Below are 18,023 nucleotides of genomic sequence, written 5' to 3' on the forward strand. Positions count from 1 at the left end.
TTACTCCTTTCCTGAGCTAATGGCGACAGCATGAGCAATACATGGGATGCTCTCGCCTTGCTGATAAGATAGCGGCGACAGCAAAGCACCTGTAGCAACGATAAGAATCCGTTTTAGTTCTCCCTTTTTGAGGCGCTTAAGTAGATGCCCATACGTTACGACTGCCGAGCAGCCGCAGCCGCTGCCGCCAGCCTGCACCTTCTGCTGCTCCAAATCATAGATCATTAAACCGCAATCCGTAAAAACAGTTTCATTAATCGGCACTCCATCTTGCAGCAGCAGCTTCTTGGCAATGGGATGCCCGACAGCAGCCAAATCTCCTGTTACAATCAAATCATAGTCCTTTGGTGAACGGCCCGTATCGTTGAAATGGGCTTGAATCGTATCGACTGCTGCGGGAGCCATCGCCGCACCCATATTGAACGGATCGGTAATGCCGAGGTCGATGACTTTTCCGATTGTCGCGCACTCCACAACCGGTCCGGCTCCCTTATCGGATACGATCACAGCCCCCGCTCCTGTTACTGTGTTTTGAGCCGTCGGCGGTTTTTGCGCCCCGTATTCAGTTGGGTATCGGAACTGCTTCTCAACCGTACAGTTATGGCTGCATGTACCTGCTAGCACAAAGCTTCCCGATCCAGAATTCACAATTAACGATGCGAGTGCAAGCGACTCCATCGAGGTCGAGCATGCGCCGAATACGCCTAGATAGGGAGCTCCCAATGTCCTTGCCGCGAAGCTGCTGCTAATAATTTGGTTCATTAAATCTCCGCCGACATAGAACTGAATCTGGTCACGTTCGACACGAGCATTCTGTAAGGCAAATTCAGAAGCTTGCTCCAGCAGCAGCCTCTCCGCCTTCTCCCACGTTTTTTGCTGCATATCCAGCTCTGGATGTACGAGATCAAAGTCCGCTGCGAGCGGACCATCTCCTTCATCAGGACCTACAACAGTTGCTTCTCCGATAATGACTGGGCGCTTCTCAAACCACCACGTTTGTTTTCCTCGCAGCATCTTATTGTCCCCCAGTACCCAGTATGAGATGGGCAATACCTACGAAAAATGCCGCAACCGTCCCGAAAACAATAACAGAACCCGCCAGCTTAAACATATTAGCCCCAACACCTAGCACAAGTCCCTCCGAACGATGCTCAAGCGCTGCTGAGCACATGGAATTCGCAAATCCGGTGACGGGAACAGCAGAGCCTGCACCTGCCCACTGCGCAATTTTATCGTATACGCCAAGACTCGTTAAAATAACGGATATAAGAATAAGAGTTGCAACAGTGGGATTGCTGGCAGCTTCCTCGGTCATTCCCATCAGATGAACAAACAGCTCTTGAATACATTGACCGAATACGCATATACCGCCTCCGAATACAAAAGCCTTTAAGCAATTTCCTAGAATGGAGCGCGGCGGTTCCATGGTTTTGGCGAAAGACTGGTATTCTTTTGGTGACATTGTCATTTTTTTGTATTTCGGACCGCCCTTGCTTTTGGTAGCCACTATAGCCCCTCCTTATCTAGCGGGTCGCCACTTAAGCCTATGAGGCAACCTGTCATTCTCTTTATTTACTTCTTTTTCATTATTTGTCATAACATGATTCAATATTCCTCATGCAAAAAAGGATTGCCCGAGACTATAATCAGTCAAGGACAATCCTTTTTTTCACAACTCTATTTCTCAATAATTAATACGCCTTTAGCAGCCAACCTATAAGTACCGCTAACAAGCTCGCCAGTCAATAAATCCGTACATGGCTCAGCGCCAAGCTGAAGCTCAGCTGCTTCTGAATTATGATTCAATATAAAGGTAAACGATTTGCCATCTTTGTTTCTGCGTGTTACCTCAACGCCAGTCGGCGTATCAAGCAATGACTCAATTCCCTTGTCCTGGCATATATTCGTCAGCAGCCCTTTCAAGAAATGCTCGTCAGGACTTGAGGCAATATACCATGCTTCGCCTTTGCCGAACTTGTTGACCGTAACGACAGGCATGCCTTTATAGAAGTCTGAGCCGTATTCAGCAACGACCTCAGCTCCCTCAGAATGAATGAGGTCGCAAAGCAGATTGCAAGTGTACGTCCCGCTCAATGCGCCATACACGTTGTTCATCACGATTTGGTTTTGCTGGCCTGGCAGCAGCGCGTCTATTTCTTCCGCCCAAATGCCTAGAACCTTGCGCAGCTTGCCGGGATAGCCGCCTGTCGTAACAATATCTGTTTCGTTGACAATGCCGCTGAAGAAAGTGGTGATGAACGTGCCTCCGCGTTGTACGAAAGCCTCTACTTTCTCGGCAAAGCCCGGTTTGATCATATACATAACTGGCGCTATGACAAGATCATACTGCTCCAAACTTTCTTCTACACTGATCATATCGGTTTGAATGTTCAATTCGAACAACGCGTCATAATATTTGTGAACCTCATCCACATATTTGAGTGCGATGCTTGGGCCGCTTGAGAGCTCAACTGCCCAGCGGTTTTCCCAATCAAATACAATAGCTGCCTTCGCATCAATCCGAGAATCGATAAGCTTGTCCGATAGCGCAGTAAGCTCATGTCCCAGCTCGGCACATTCCCGGAATACGCGAGTATGCTCATGTCCGACGTGCTCAATGACAGCTCCATGATATTTCTCGCATGCACCAATGGAACGTCGCAGCTGGAAGAACATAACCGTATCTGCGCCATGTGCCACCGCTTGATAGCTCCATAGCCGCATGACGCCGGGGCGCTTCAATGCATTATAGGCTTGCCAGTTTTGCTGGCTTGGCGTCTGCTCCATCAGCATGAAGGGCTGACCGCTCTTCAGGCCGCGCATTAATGCATGAGTCATCGCGGTATAGCTGACTGGCGTGTCGATGGAAGGATAGTTGTCCCATGAAACAACATCCAGATGCTTAGCCCATTTGAAATAATCAAGCTCCGGATAAGTTCCCATTAAGTTTGTTGTAATTTGAATATTGGCAGAATGCTTGCGAATCTCGTCATATTCAATCAAGTAGCACTCCAGCAGACTGTCGGATTGGAATCTCCGGTAGTCAAGCGAAATGCTCTGGAAGTTTGTTCGGTTGCCGCCCCACTCCTCACTAAGCGCATTAGGAGTTACGATTTCGTCCCAATCATAAAATGTGTGTCCCCAGAAGCTTGTGTACCACGCTTTATTTAACCCTTCTATCGTGCCATAGCGCTGCTGCAGCCATGAGCGGAAAGCGTCTGCGCAATTATCGCAATAGCAGTAGCCTCCATATTCATTCGAAATATGCCAAGCTACCAGAGCTGGATGATCCTTATAGCGCTCTGCTATTTTGCCTGCGATAAGCTTGGCATATTTACGATAGGTCGGGCTGTTCGGACAGGAATTATGGCGTCCGCCGAATTTCCGTTTGCGTCCCTCGTAATCGACGCGAGTAACGTCCGGGTACCGCTTTGCCATCCATGCGGGATGAGCGCCAGTACTCGTTGCCAGACAAACGGAAATACGATCCTGATGAAGCCGATTGATCATTTGATCAAGCTTCTCAAAGTTGTATGTATCTTCATTTGGTTGAATGCTTGCCCAGGAAAATACATTGACTGTCGCAACATCAATATCTGCGAGCTGAAACATACGGATATCCTCTTCCATAGTCTCATCATTCCACTGCTCGGGATTATAATCTCCGCCATACCATATTTTTGGAAGCTTATTATTTATCATAATGCCATTCTCCATCCTTTCATAAACGTTAAGCAAACCATTAAATAATGCGGGAAAAGAGCCCATATAATGAGCTCTTTTCCCTAATTGCTATTTCTACTATAAACTTATTTCGACCAAAGGGCTACGCGGTCTTTTACCATTTTAGTAAATTCAGCATTTAATTTATCGACGCCAGCACCATCAAGTTCTTTTAGGAATGTATCGTAAATTTTATCGAAATCAGCTGGTTTTGCAAGAATAGCTTCCGGAATGCGTTTTTTCATAATATCTTGCGTTTTTTGGAAAATAACGTTTGCTTGGGAACCGGTTTCGAATGGAAGAGTCCAAGCTGCACCGTATTTACGCTCTGGGAACGCATCATCTGCAGGCCACAAATCTTTGTATGTTGTTGCACCGTAAGCTGCAAGCGTCTTCTTGTCTGCATCGGAATAAGAAGTTTGAATTTGCTCTGGGAATGTAGTTGTGTAGTAGTTTCCAGTTGGATCCAACACACCGTCACCATAGCGAGCAGAAATTAAATAGTTTCCGATACCTGTTGTTTTCTTGAACGTGTTATTATCATTGGATTTCATAGCTTGAACATCTGCCGGAATGACACGTTTGCCATCTTCTACATTATAATGTTTGCCTTCAATACCCCAGTTAACGAGTACTTGACCTTCATCGGAAGCAAGGTAATCAAGGAATTTGATTAAGCGAACAGGATCTTTAGCATCTTTCGTAATACCAAGTCCGTAGCCTGCAATATAGCCAGTGCCTTGGAAAGAGTGATCTTGGAACGTGTCATTCAATGTTACAGGGAAACGAGCATAAGTTGAGTCGAATTTGCCTTCAGCTTTCAAAGCATTTTCAGCCTCGCCGTAATCCCAGTTTTGGTCAATCAGACCAAGGACGCGGCCTGATGCGATTTTTGCTTTGTATTGATCATATTTTTGTACGAAACTCTCTTTATCAAGAAGCCCGATATCGTTCATATGGTTCAACCAACGGAAATACTCTCTTTCTTCAGGGCGTTGGTAGTGCATAATAGCTTCAAGCGTATCTTGATTAACATAAAATTCGCCATCATCAGGAGCGCCGGTTGCATAGAACGCTGGATTTGTTACGGAAATCAGAATTTGCCATTCACCGCCGTTAAGCGACATTCCAATTGTTGGCTGGCCATCTGCTGTTTTTGGGTTTTTCTCTACGTATGCTTTAATTGCTGCTTCATAATCTTGAACTGTTTTGATTTGCGGGTAGCCAGCTGATTCAAGCACTTTGTGCTGCAGCTGGAAGCCGCCGCCTGATTCGAAGTATATTTGACCTACGCCGCCTTGAGGAAGTGTATAGATCGCATCATCATCCTCACTCCAGCGAAGACGGTTGAAATATTCACCGTATACCTTTTTCAAGTTTGGACCATACTTTTCGATCAAAGGACGAAGGTCAAGCAACGCACCTGCATCTACCAATTTGCCTGCATTGCCTTTAGGCATAACAAGGTCCGGATAATCGTCGCTCGCTACCATAAGGGCGAACATGTCAGAATCGGTTCCGCCAACAGGAAACTCTTGTTTAATTGTAATTCCTGTTTTTTCTAGTAAATATTTGCCAAGGTCGGATTTCATATCATCCCAGCTTGGATTGCTATCGCCAGAAGCCAAGCGAATGGTTATTGGATCCGCTTTTTCTGTTACATCAGATGTTACATTAGGTGTACCGTTTGTTGTACCAGTGTTCGTGCTGCCTTCATTATTCGTTTTGCCGCAAGCTGTGACGAATACGAATACGAGTGCCAACATCAGGCTAAGAACCATCTGCATTCTTCTCTTCATCTCTGTAAAGCCTCCCTTTTTTTCTTGTGCATGTTTACATGTATATAACAGAATTTCTGCTATTACCAAATTTAACTTTTTACCGCACCAAGCGTCATGCCTTTGACGAAATACTTCTGAAGAAACGGATATACGAGAAGGATCGGTACCGTTACAACGATTGTAATCGCCATCTTGATCGATTCCGGAGAAACTGCTGCTATCGCTTGCTGCGCATTCGGGTCACGATAATTACTGCCCGTTTGTGTGGAAAGAAGTATTTTCATCAATTCATACTGCAGCGTCGTATTCCCAGGATTCCGATTATTGAACAAGTAAGTGTCAAGCCATGCATTCCAGTGTCCGACCGCAATAAACAAGGCAATCGTTGCCAGTACAGGCTGACATAGTGGAAGAATAATTTTCCAGAAAATCGTCCAATCATTCGCGCCGTCAATCTTTGCAGATTCTTGAAGCGCATATGGGAGTCCGTCGATATAAGAGCGGACGATGAACACATTCCAAACACTCAGAATAGCAGGAATGATGTATACAGAAAACGTACCGATCAAACCTAGATTTTTCATTAACAAGAAGCCTGGAATAAGACCGCCTGTGAAATACATCGTAAGCGCGAATACGAAGGACATCCACCTTCTCGCTTGAAAGTCAGGACGGCTTAACGTGTACGCCATCATGGATGCTGATATTACTCCAATCAGTGTACCAACAACTGTCCGAATAACAGAGTTTCTGAATCCGACGAGCAGCCCGTCGAAGCCGAATATGGTTTCATAGTTCTTCAACGTAAATTCACGCGGATAGATCGTCAAACCACCTCTTACGGTATCAATTGAATCATTGAACGAAATCGCCAGTACGTTAAGGAACGGGTACAGCGTTACAATCGCCACGATGACCATAAATACATAGACAAAGGTGTCAAATAATTTGTCGCTTACACTTCTTTGCGTATATCCTTGCATATGTCGTTCCTCCTATATGATCGATTCTTTGGTGACTCGCTTGTATATTCCATTAGCAATAAGTACTAATAGAATGCTGACTACGGAGTTGAAAATACCGATTGCCGTACCATACGAATATCGGCTCATTTGAATACCGTACTTGAGCGCATACAGATCGAGTACCTCAGAGAAATCAGTTACTAGAGGATTTCCAAGAAGGAACTGCTTTTCGAATCCAATACTGACTAAATGCCCAATTGATAGAATGAAAAGCACCATAAAGGTTGTCCGAATGCCTGGAAGCGTAATATGCCACATTTTGCGGAATCTGCCTGCGCCGTCTACCGTCGATGCTTCATAAAGCTCAGGATCGATCCCCGCCATGGCCGCTAGGAATATAATCGAATTCCAGCCCATTTCTTTCCACAGGTCGGATAGCGTTAAGATTCCCCAGAACAATTCTCCCTTAGCCATAAACTGAATAGGTGTATCTATAATGTGTAGATAGATTAACAATTGGTTAACGGCTCCGCCATCTGTGGAGAGCATTTTCGTTACGAGACCAGCTACAACAACCCAAGATACAAAGTGTGGTAAATATGAAATCGTTTGTACCGAGCGTTTGAAGAACTGTCCTCTCAATTCATTCAGCAATAGGGCGAAAATGACAGGAATCGTAAATCCTACAACTAATCCCATCGTACTCATCGCTAATGTATTGCGCAAAACGAGATAAAATCTCTCATCTTGGAAAAGCTCAATAAAGTTATCAAATCCGACCCATTTCTGATTTAATATCGAATTTTTAGGCTTGTAATTTTGAAAGGCAGTTAACCAGCCCCATACCGGCACATAGCTGAAAATGAAAATCCATATAACAAATGGAAGTGACATCATGTACAAGTATCGCTGCTGGAATGCTTTGGACCAAAACCGATTTTCTTTCTTACTCACGCTTGCTTTTGGGATTCCTTCTGTTAGCGGTTTCATCGCTGCTCCTCCTACTATATAAGCTGTCTCTTTGTCCGTGACGCTTACTCTTTCTTATCTGTACTTATCATAAACGATGGAGGAGACTCCCTTGCACCCGATAAATTAGACCTAAAATCATATCAAAATAAGCACTTTCAAGCGCTTTCATAACGGCTATTATTGGCAAAAAAAAGAAAAAAGACGAGTATGGCCCCCACTCTTTTTCTAACTAAAAGGAGGCATATACGTCTTTTTTATACAGTACGATACGGTTTATTTGCTTGATCCGCTCTTAAACGAGGAAGGGGAGACACCTTTATACTTCTTGAATTTGCTATGGAAATAATCGACATTTGCATAGCCGACACGTTCCGAAACCTGATGTACCTTAAACCCTTCCTGAAGCAGCTCGATGGCATGCTGGATACGAACCTGGTCCAAATAGGTGTTGAAATGCTCGCCCGTGTGGTTTTTGAACATTTTGCCAAGATAGCTGCTGTTATAGTTAAACAGCTCCGCTAGCGTTTCAAGCTTGATATTCTCACTATAGTGGCGCTCTATGAAATCGGTCATCTGCTTAAGAACAGATGTGCTGTCCCTTCTGTTGATCTTCTCTGTCAGAGCAAATAGTCGCTGCTGCACCTGTTCCAACATTTCATTATAATGATGCGCTAGATATAATGCCGTTATCATTAATAAATCATCTTGTACGGAAACATTCGGATTAGCAGTGGCTGCTTTATTGAGTATGCTGGTAAGCAATTGCGCCCAGCTTGATTTCACGAATTGCTCTGAGGAATCATGCTCGCAAATCCGCTCTGAAGCTTCCAGAGTTGCCTTATCAATACCCTCTCGGCTGCCTATGTCCAGCATATAATAAAGCCTCTGAGCAAGATTCTCGATAGAGAGCTCGTCTTCTTGAGCTGGCTTTGCAGTTGCAGTGCTATTATACAACGATGCCAAATGAATGTGCTGCCCCTGCAGCATAAAGCGCTGCTTCAGTAGATTGTGTACGGGATCAGCCCATGCTTGCAGCTCGGATAATTCACGAACTGGTTCGCTAGCTGCTGCTGTGAATCGCACTCTCGTCCCGCAGCATTCCTCAATCCAGCCTCTCATTTGCTCGCGGGAACCATTCTGCAGCACATAATCTTTAAGCAATACGCCTATGAATGGCTCCGCTGAGAATACCCACCCGAACCGCTTCTCTTCAATTATGTCTACAAGCTTTTTCTTAGCCGTTGCATTCATCGTTAGTGAATGCTCTCTGCTGTAAATTTCAATGAGAAGAAGCTGATAGCATTTGGCCGATGGTCCCAGAAGTGAAAGCAGCTCAGCGCTGCTGGCTGTTTCTTGTTCCAGCTTGCCAGCACTCAGCTGCTGCAGCAGCTCATCCCGCAGAAGCACAGCGGTTTGCTTCGAGTTTACCTGCGTTTCAGATTTCTTCCTCAGCTCAGCACTAATACGTTCAACATAGCTCTCCAGCTCATCCTCATCAATCGGCTTCAGAATATAGCCATCTACGTTATGGGTGATCGCCTTCTTAGCATAGTTGAAATCAGCATAGCCGCTCAAAATCAAAAAATGACAAGTAGAGTTGGTTTTCCTTATTTCTTCAATAGCTTGCAGCCCATCCATAAACGGCATTCGAATATCAATAAGAATAAGATCGGGACTAAGCTCCGTTTGCTTCTCGACTGCCTCGCGTCCATTCGATGCGACACCGACGACGGTGAATCCATTTTTGTTCCAATCAATTAATGTTTTTAGCCCTTCTCGAATCATCGGTTCATCGTCTACAATTAACACCTTATGCATTAAGATGACCCCCCACTGGAATTTCAAACCTTATTCGCGTGCCTGAGCCGGGTGTGCTGTTAATCGTCAATCCGCAGCTGTCGCCATATATCATAACTAGACGTTGATGAACGTTCCGCAAGCCGATTCTATAATCCCCGTCTTCCTCCATATCGTGCAAAGAATCGTTAATTTGATTTATTTTGTCTTCGCTGATGCCAACACCATTATCCGCAATTTCTACTCGAAGCATATTTCCATTCAATTTGGTATGCAGCGAAACGAAGCCTCCCTCTGCAATGTGATCCAGTCCGTGAACGACCGCATTCTCGACAAGCGGCTGAATAATAAGCGGCGGTATTTCGATATCCCGACCAGAGGGGTCGGTATCTAGATGAAAGGTCAGTCGCTCATTACCGTATCTGAAGGTTTGAATTTCTAAATAACAGCGCACCATTTCAAGCTCATCCTTCAGTGCAATTTTTCTAGTGCCTACCTCCAGATTGCGACGAATCATTTTGCCCAGCATGCGCACGATCGCTGAAATTTCCGTTTCACCCTTCATATGAGCCTTCATTCGGATCGACTCAAGCGCATTGAACAGAAAGTGAGGATTGATTTGACTTGCCATCATTTTGAGCTTAATTTCCTTTTGCCGAAGCTCGAGCTGAGCCTTCTGCTTATGGGATTCCGCAACCTCATCCATCAAGCCTCGTATATTTACGACCATGTTATTAAATTGCCTAGACAATACACCAATCTCATCATTTCCAGTCACATGAGATACAACATTTAAATCGCCCATCGCCACTTTGTTCAAATCTTTATTCAGCACGAGCATACGCTTGGAAATCATCGCCGAGAAAATATAAATTAAAATGACCGCAATAAGCAGGCTGATCATAATAATACTAAATCCAAGAAGACTGATCCGATTCGCACCACTGACAATGCTTTCAATCGTAAACACTGAAATAATTTTTAATCCGTTTACACTGGATTGAGGCAATAAGTTTTCAACCACGATTTTGGAAGGCTTGCCTTCATATTTAAATTCATAGGTTCCCTCAGCCTTGTTCGTCAGTTGGCTAGCGAAATCCAAGTCCGATATATTTTTGCCGACCCATTGTGGATTTTTGGCAGCAATGATAATCCCGCTATTATCAATAATCATCGTATCGAACGGCTCTCGGCTGATCATAGCATCCAATTGATTCTGATCAATGCCAATAACAAGCACTCCACTTGACCGATAGGTAGGGAATGAGATTTTACGAATGAGGCTCAAGTAATTTCTATTATTTTTCGTTTCATCATTAATATAAGCCCAATGTATGCCATCCTTCTCCAGCGCCGCTTTGTACCAAGAGCTTTCAGTAATGGGATCAGTCACCTTTATGAATTCCCAATTGTCCAGAATAGTCGTATTTGTTGTATAAAACCGGATATTATAAATCTCGTTATAAAGCTGAACATAATTACGGAAATCTCGATAGTCCCAGAAAGCCTCGACTACAGAAAAAGTAGATTTATATTGTGTATTTACAACGTTCATCAGCCGAGAGTCGACGAGCAGCTTATCCGATATTTCGATTGGCATCCTAATAATATCTGAGGTTTGCTTCTTAATTCGCTCCACGTTATTCGTAATTTGCTGAGTCGCTTGATCGAGCACATTTTGTCGCAAAGCAACTGTAAGAAATATGCCAACGATAAGCACCGGAACGAATACAACGAGTAGAAAGGAAAAAATAAGCTTGTTTTTAATTCGTATATTGTTCAATTTATGCGCCAGCTCTCTCATGATTAGCCTCATACAGGCTGCCTCCTCCTTCAAGGAAAGCGTTTACTTTTATATACAGCATCTAGAAGCAACCTATAGTATAAAGGCGGCACCTAATATTGCATACATCATTTATTCGATATTTTATCATATGGAAATGAGATAAAAAGAAAAAAGCCTACTACAACGGGATGCGGTAGGCCGAATGCTGCTCGATAATATGCTCGCCTTTATTATAAACCCATTTGAATATAAATTTATTGCCGGAATAGCCGGTTCTATTTCTAATGTCTGATATTATTACAGTTTCAAAGTTGTCCAATATGACATTCTGCAACGTATACAGCCGTTTTTCATTCGCGTCCCTCTGCTGTATCGCCTCTTCCTCTGACACAGCTGTTTCCATAAAATAAGCAAGCGCAGCCTCGGCATCGCTTATATTGTCAGCCAGCGGCTGTCCTGAGCCACGGAATATTTCCTTTACGGTATCAATCCAATCTCTGTATAAATCTATCTGAATATCATTCATGATATGAAAGCAACTCCTATCCTCAAATCTATCATTAAACTTTAGGATAAAGCGACATATATGAAATTGCAACCTTTTGCTAAATCCTTTATATGACTGAAGCAGTAGAAAAAGGAGCTGCATAAGGCCTAAACAGCGACCTTGAAGACAGCTCCTTGCTACTATTATTATGATATGCGGAAGAAGCTGAGCTTCGTGCTTCCAGTCAAAGCAATAATCAAGTCACCAGACGCGCATCCTGCTGGCAGCTCAATCCGAACGTCCTGCCACTCTTGCTCGCCGCTCGCAGCAACTGCGCAGGATGCGATAGCCTCACTTACTTCGCTGCCGATTCGAATAGATAGTTCGCCGCCTTGCTCGCCGCCGCTTACGCGCGCTTCCATGATTGCAGCTCCTTTTGTCCAATCGATATCTACGAACTTTATCCAGCCTTCCGGCTGTGATAAACGTACACATGTGCCGCCTTCTTTACTCTCATCTAAATAAACATTAGCGTAATCATCATAATTGTCTGCTCGTGTTTGCAGCGATAAGTTGCGTGCCGGAATCGTTTCTCCTGCAATCGCAATCGTCTTGGATAATTGAACATCTGCAGACGATCCGCCTGCCATGAACGTATACTCGGCTGCCTCCAAGCAGAAACGGTCGCGTGTTACATCCCATAGCGCCAGCTCTTCTGCCGGAACAAGCAGCTGTACAGCCTTCGTCTCGCCCGGCTGCAATGTGATGCGCGTGAATCCAACCAACTTCTTCAGCGGACGCTGTACGCGGGAGCCTGCAATGTGTACATACAATTGGACGACCTCGTCTGCTTCAATGGCTGATTCATTCGTTACCTCTAGCTCTACCTTCACTTCCCCGTCTAATCGGTCCTCATTATTCGTTATTTCTAAGCTGCTGTAGCGGAAGGAGCCATAGCTGAGTCCGTGTCCGAATGGATACAAGGGCTTGCCGTCGAAGTATTGGTATGTTCTTTTGCCTTTTCTAATGTCATAGTCCATTAGATCCGTCAGCTGCTCCTCGGATTGGTACCATGTCATATTCAGGCGTCCCGCCGGCGAGTAATCACCGAACAGCACATCTGCTATCGCGTTGCCAAGCTCTTGTCCGGCATGCGACAGGTAGATGATCGCTGGAACATGCTCGTTTACAGCGTTCAATGCAAAAGGATAGCTGCCTATGACAACTACAACCGTATTCGGGTTAGTCTCATGCACAGCGCGGATCAGTTCATTCTGCGAAGCTGCCAAATCCAGACCCGGGCGGTCGATTTCTTCCTTCCCGTTAATAAGCGGATTGTTCCCGACTATAACGATGGCCGTCTCTGCTGCCTTGGCTGCCGCTACCGCTTCGGCCAGGCCGTCCGTCACCACGTCTTTGGAGAACAGCTCATTTGCTCCTATCGTTTCTTCAGCCGCGATTTGAAGCGAGTCGGCTCCGCCGTTTGGCGCCGTTACCAGCTTTCCATTCCACGTCCGAATCACAAATTGTTCATTCGCTTGTTCCTCTAAATGGAACACTTCCTTAACGAACCAGCCGAACGCTTCGTTTGCAGCCGCAGCAATATGGGTATCATCTGCACTCGTAAGCAGCTTACCGGAAGTTTTGCTCTCCAGCGTATAGCTGCCCCAGCCCCAATCGGTCACTTCGAATGCTTCTTCGGCAGCACCCGCTTCAGCAGCCTGCAGCCGATTCTCGTTATTCGAAGCTGCTTTCAGTGCTTTGCCGCTAGCAGCGGATCTCAGCACCACTCGGTCGTTGCCGCTGCTGAACGTTACGGTTTTACCGGCAAGCTTGCTTTTAATGCCATCCAGCGGGGTTACCTTATAAGGAAGCGAGCCCGAGTACCAATCACGGTAGACCACATCCGCAAGCGGTCCAATTACCGCCACGCTGCTCTGCTTCTCTTTGTTTAATGGCAATGCCTCATTCTCATTCTTAAGCAGAACGATCGATTCGCGCGCTGCTTGCCGTGACAGCTCGCCATGCTCAGGCGCGCACAGCTTGGACTCCGGCATATTCGCATACGGGTTTTGATCCGCTGGATCAAATTCACCTAAGCGGAAACGCACTCGGAACGTATTGATTAACGCTTTATCCAAATCCTGGTCCGTAAGCAGTCCTTCCGCCAGCGCTTCACGGATGGCTGCGCAGGATTTCTCCGCATCATCCGTAATGCTGTCTATTCCTGCTTTAATCGAATGCGCTACTGCGTCTTTATAGGAATCATAGTATTTATGATCATTCACGAGGCCAAGCAAATCGCCTGCATCGCTGACGATAAAGCCGTTCATGCCCCATTCCTCCTTCACCACTTTATTGACATCTTCATGCAATATAGTCGGCGTACCGTTGACGGAGTTGTACGAGGTCATCATAGAGTGTGCACCACCCTTAACGAAGGCAGGCTTGAACGCAGCTTGGTAATATTCCTTCATGTTCCTCGGGTCAATGCTCGCTGAGCAGCTGCCGCGGTTAATTTCATTATTGTTGCCGATGAAATGCTTAAGCGTAGCCACCGCTTTGAAATAAAGCGGATGGTCGCCCTGCATCCCTTGCACGAGCGAAGCGGTAAGCTCGCCAGTCAGCCTCGGGTCTTCGCCATATGCTTCCTCAGTTCGGCCCCAGCGCGGATCGCGCTCCATATCGACGGTCGGTGCCCAGAGGGTCAAGCCATTAATGGCAGGATTGCGCTGAAAGTATACGCGGGCCTCATCGCCAATTACTGAGCCGACCTCCTTCAGAAGTACCGGATTCCACGTACAGCCAAGACCGATTGGCTGCGGGAAGGTCGTTGCTTCGCCGAGCCAAGCCATGCCGTGCGCCGCTTCCGTTCCATGCTTGTACGGCTTAACGCCAAGCCGTTCAATTTCTGGCTGATATTGCACCATTGATTCAATTTTCTCGTTAAGCGTGAATCGGGAAACAAGATCGGTTACTCGTTCCTCAATTGGCAATTCAATATTTTCAAAAGGATAGCCTGTTTTGTTCGTCATAATTGAATTCTCTCCTTAATGAGCAGCTGGTAGTAGGGTATACCATTCGTTTGCTTTCGTAGGAAATGGTTTCGATGCGTCTAATATCATGCCGTCTGAAGCTTGAACCGTTACTGCATGCTTAGTACGAATACTGCAATTACGGCCGTGTGTCGATAGAATTCGAGCGGAAGCCAGCTTTCCAGCTTCCCACGTGATGTCCACGATGAAGCCGCCTCTAGCTTTCAAGCCTTTTACAAATCCGCTTGGCCATGCGGCAGGCAATGCCGGAAGGAGCTCCAAAGCGTCCAGATGGCTTTGCAGCAGCAGCTCCGCTATTCCCGCAGTGCCGCCAAAGTTGCCGTCGATTTGAAAAGGCGGATGATCATCAAACAAGTTCGGATGAGTCGATCTTGCCAGCAGCGTATGGATGAAGCGGTAAGAAGACTCCGAATCGCCAAGCCGTGCATACAGATTAATAAGCCATGCGCAGCTCCATCCCGTATGTCCGCCTCCGTTACTTATTCGACTCTCCAGTGACAGCCGGCTTGCTTCAACCAGCTCCGGCGTCGCTTCCTTATTAATCGTAGTGCCGGGATATAAGCCGTATAAATGCGAAACATGGCGATGTCCCGGTTCATGCTCTTCGAAATGCTCATGCCATTCTTGCAATAAGCCTTTTGGAGAAATTTGAAGCGGAGGAAGCTTTCGCCGTGCTGCGGCAAGCTCTTCCGCAAATGGCTCATCAATCTGCAGTAATTGCACGGCAGTCAGGCAATGCTCAAACAGCTCATTAATTAGCGTAATGTCCATGGCAGAACATTCAGCAACGCTGCTCACTTCTCCCTCTGCGGTAATAAATTTGTTTTCCGGCGAGGTCGATGGGGACGTCATGAGCAGTCCTTCCTTACTCTCTTGCAGCCAGCTCAAGCAGAATAAAGCTGCTCCCCTCATAACGGGATAAGCTCTCTCCCGCAAAAAGGTGTCGCTGGGGTTAAATAAATAATGCTCCCATAAATGCTGAGTGAGCCATACGCCGCCCATTGGCCAGAATGCCCAGCTTGGATGTCCGGCAGTCGGTGTTGAGCTTCGCCATAAATCAACGTTATGATGGGCAACCCAGCCATCGCAATTGTAATGAATAGCTGCTGTGCGTGCCCCGTTCTCGCTTAACTCTTCAATCATTTGAAACAAAGGCTCGTGGCATTCGCTTAAATTGCCAAGCTCCGCCGGCCAATAATTCATTTGCGTATTAATATTTGTCGTATAATTACTGTTCCAGGGCGGCTGCACACGATCATTCCATATTCCTTGCAAGTTTGCCGGCTGCGTCCCTGGCCGCGAGCTTGCCATTAGCAAATAACGGCCATATTGGAAGTAGAGCGCTTCCAGCTCTGGGTCTTGATCGCCTTTCTTATAAGCTTCCAAACGCTCGTCTGTAGGCAATATTCCATTCGCTGCTCTTCCAAGCCCGATGTCCACACGCTGGAAGAGGCTGCGATGGTCTTTCATATGCCGGTCACGAAGCTGCTCATAACCGAAGGAGCTCGCCGCGTCCAGCACTCTTTTGCTTTCCTGACGAAGCTTTTCTTCATTATTGAGCGGCTGACGATCATATCTCTCAAAGCTTGTTACAGCGCTAAGCAAGAACGTGACCGTCCGTGCTCCTTGAATTTTCAACTCCTTCGCAGCAGTTATAGAAGCTGCTCCTCCGTCAACAATCGCCTGAAGACGAGCTTGAAACGTTATTCCGCGGGTCTCATCATACTGCACAGGCTTGGGATGATCGCCCATATAATTATCCGCAACATGACTCGGACAACGGCCGTGCAGCACTATTACCGCATTGCCTTCCGCTGTGAGCTCAAATTGAACCGGGCTTTGCAGTGAAGCTGTTAATGAAATCAGATCATCACCAGTCGCCTTGTATTTCATGCCAACTACTTGATCAACAGCGCTAACGAAAGTTTCACGCCGATAGATTGTATTTCCCATTTGAAAACTTGTCGTCGTGATCCCAGCGTCCATATCCAATTTGCGAATGTAGCTGCCTAGCTCCCTATTTCCCTCAGCAAAATGCTGTTCAATATGCCAATCGCCCATCGGCTGGTACGATTCGGTATTCTTTCCGAGCATCCTTGCCTCTACAAGCTGCTCCGCCTGAGCGAAGCGCTTCTCCGATAGGTGCTCCCTAACCCGTCTCAAATATCGAACAGCCTCATAATTATTCGTGTCGCGCGGAAAGCCTGACCAGAGCGTGTCTTCATTTAATTGGATTCGTTCTTTTTCAATGCCGCCAAACACCATTCCGCCCATACGGCCATTTCCAATCGGCAGCGCTTCTTCCCATCTCGAAGCCGGCTGATTGTACCACAGTGTCCACGGATGTTCCTTCTCTATCCACTTCCCCATATATCAGGTCTCCTGTTATCGCTTTCATTTTATAATAGTGTATTCCTTCTATCATAACGGAATAGCCTTCTGAAGCTGTACCCTTGAGATTTCATGTAAAATCATATCAAAATTAGCGCTTGTTGCATGAATATACCTATTTTAAGACCTTTTTCATTTCTCATGCTTAGAAACATATGAAAAGAGGCCAACCTTCACCACCGGTTGGCCCCGTCCCATAAAAGAATTCGTTTTACTTATGATTTAAAGACCAGCTGCGCCAAACACCTTGTCAAAGCCTGCCTTAGAACGCAGCACAAGCACTTCTGGCGAATCTGAAGGAGCCTCAGCCGTTAAAATTTCTTGTGATACGGCACCTTTATAGCCGATTTTGGCTAATCCTTGAAGAAAACCGACTAAGTCGATAACACCCTCTCCTGGGTATAAGCGTCCGTTGTCGAGCGCTTCTTCAACTGGAACATTAGGCGCGTCATTGATATGAACATGAACGATCTGATCCGCCCGCAGCGCTTCGATATCCGAAACAGTCAAGCCGTTTGTGTACCAATGATACGCATCGAACAATAAACCGACATTACTTTCGCCAATGGCTGCAATCCAGTCCAGCGTTTCCTCAAGCGTCCATATAAATGGATTCTCCCAACGCGTACGCAGATGATGTGGCCCAACAAATTCGAGGCCAAGGCGAATGCCGTATGCGCCGAGAATTTGTGCACAAGTCCGCAATCTGCGTGTCGCTAGTGCCATGAAATGCGCAGCTTTGTAATCTGTAGATGGCAAAATATAAGTACAGCAGCTGGTGCATCCCAGTGCTGCAGCTGCTGCCGCCGCAGAAGCAAGCTTCTCCAGACCTTCAAGAAATGCCTCTTCTGTCGTTCTCCATTCTACGGGAAGCCCGATCGAACCGATTATTAATCCGTTGCTTGTTAATAGCTCGCGAGCTTTCTCTACTCCGTGACGATTGATGAGTGATCCAGCATCTATATCCACGGCTTGAAATCCATGTGCAGCAGCAAGCTCAATTAATTGCTCATCACTTTCAATACGGCCTAGACCTGCCCCGGTTAATCCTCTTAGCATAAGATT

The 18,023-nt window shown here is 46.1% G+C and carries 12 protein-coding genes; all 12 read right to left on the reverse strand.

Going from position 1 to position 18,023, the window contains the following annotated elements; all coding sequences use genetic code 11:
* The 12 genes from spoVAD to CEF13_RS19330 all read right to left on the reverse strand — a co-directional run bounded on the left by spoVAD (position 1) and on the right by CEF13_RS19330 (position 18,017).
* Positions 1–1,014, reverse strand: coding sequence for a stage V sporulation protein AD (gene spoVAD, locus CEF13_RS19275; protein ID WP_102713080.1), 1,014 nt, complete (start codon positions 1,012–1,014; stop codon positions 1–3).
* A gap of 1 nt (position 1,015) precedes the next feature.
* Positions 1,016–1,507 (reverse strand): stage V sporulation protein AC, encoded by a 492-nt coding sequence (gene spoVAC, locus CEF13_RS19280; protein WP_424991939.1) that lies wholly within the window; start codon positions 1,505–1,507, stop codon positions 1,016–1,018.
* A gap of 170 nt (positions 1,508–1,677) precedes the next feature.
* The gene (locus CEF13_RS19285) at positions 1,678–3,702 is read right to left on the reverse strand and encodes a beta-galactosidase (protein ID WP_102716450.1); all 2,025 of its coding nucleotides are present in this window, start codon (positions 3,700–3,702) and stop codon (positions 1,678–1,680) included.
* A 107-nt stretch (positions 3,703–3,809) separates the two neighbouring features.
* Entirely contained in the window at positions 3,810–5,522 is a 1,713-nt protein-coding gene (locus CEF13_RS19290) for an ABC transporter substrate-binding protein (RefSeq protein ID WP_102713082.1), read from the reverse strand.
* A 71-nt stretch (positions 5,523–5,593) separates the two neighbouring features.
* Entirely contained in the window at positions 5,594–6,487 is an 894-nt protein-coding gene (locus tag CEF13_RS19295; RefSeq protein WP_102713084.1) for a carbohydrate ABC transporter permease, read from the reverse strand.
* A gap of 12 nt (positions 6,488–6,499) precedes the next feature.
* Positions 6,500–7,459, reverse strand: a complete 960-nt coding sequence (locus tag CEF13_RS19300; RefSeq protein WP_102713086.1) for an ABC transporter permease — start codon at positions 7,457–7,459, stop codon at positions 6,500–6,502.
* Positions 7,460–7,714: 255 nt separating this feature from the next.
* Positions 7,715–9,259 carry a response regulator transcription factor gene (locus CEF13_RS19305; protein ID WP_102713088.1) on the reverse strand — a complete coding sequence of 515 codons (1,545 nt, stop codon included), beginning with the start codon at positions 9,257–9,259 and terminating at the stop codon, positions 7,715–7,717.
* Positions 9,252–11,054 carry a cache domain-containing sensor histidine kinase gene (locus tag CEF13_RS19310; protein ID WP_243864290.1) on the reverse strand — a complete coding sequence of 601 codons (1,803 nt, stop codon included), beginning with the start codon at positions 11,052–11,054 and terminating at the stop codon, positions 9,252–9,254. The genes CEF13_RS19305 and CEF13_RS19310 overlap by 8 nt, the downstream gene beginning before the upstream one ends.
* A 148-nt stretch (positions 11,055–11,202) precedes the next feature.
* A complete protein-coding gene (locus CEF13_RS19315; protein WP_102713090.1) occupies positions 11,203–11,550 on the reverse strand; it encodes a hypothetical protein in 348 nt (115 codons plus the stop codon).
* Positions 11,551–11,717: 167 nt separating this feature from the next.
* Positions 11,718–14,546, reverse strand: a complete 2,829-nt coding sequence (locus CEF13_RS19320; RefSeq protein WP_102713092.1) for a glycoside hydrolase family 3 protein — start codon at positions 14,544–14,546, stop codon at positions 11,718–11,720.
* Positions 14,547–14,561: 15 nt separating this feature from the next.
* Entirely contained in the window at positions 14,562–16,937 is a 2,376-nt protein-coding gene (locus CEF13_RS19325) for a glycoside hydrolase family 95 protein (protein ID WP_102713094.1), read from the reverse strand.
* 243 nt (positions 16,938–17,180) lie between these two features.
* Positions 17,181–18,017, reverse strand: a complete 837-nt coding sequence (locus CEF13_RS19330) for a sugar phosphate isomerase/epimerase family protein (protein WP_102713096.1) — start codon at positions 18,015–18,017, stop codon at positions 17,181–17,183.
* Between the last annotated feature and the right edge of the window lie 6 nt (positions 18,018–18,023).

Origin of the sequence: Paenibacillus castaneae (assembly GCF_002884445.1) — a bacterium.
Classification (GTDB): domain Bacteria; phylum Bacillota; class Bacilli; order Paenibacillales; family Paenibacillaceae; genus Pristimantibacillus; species Pristimantibacillus castaneae.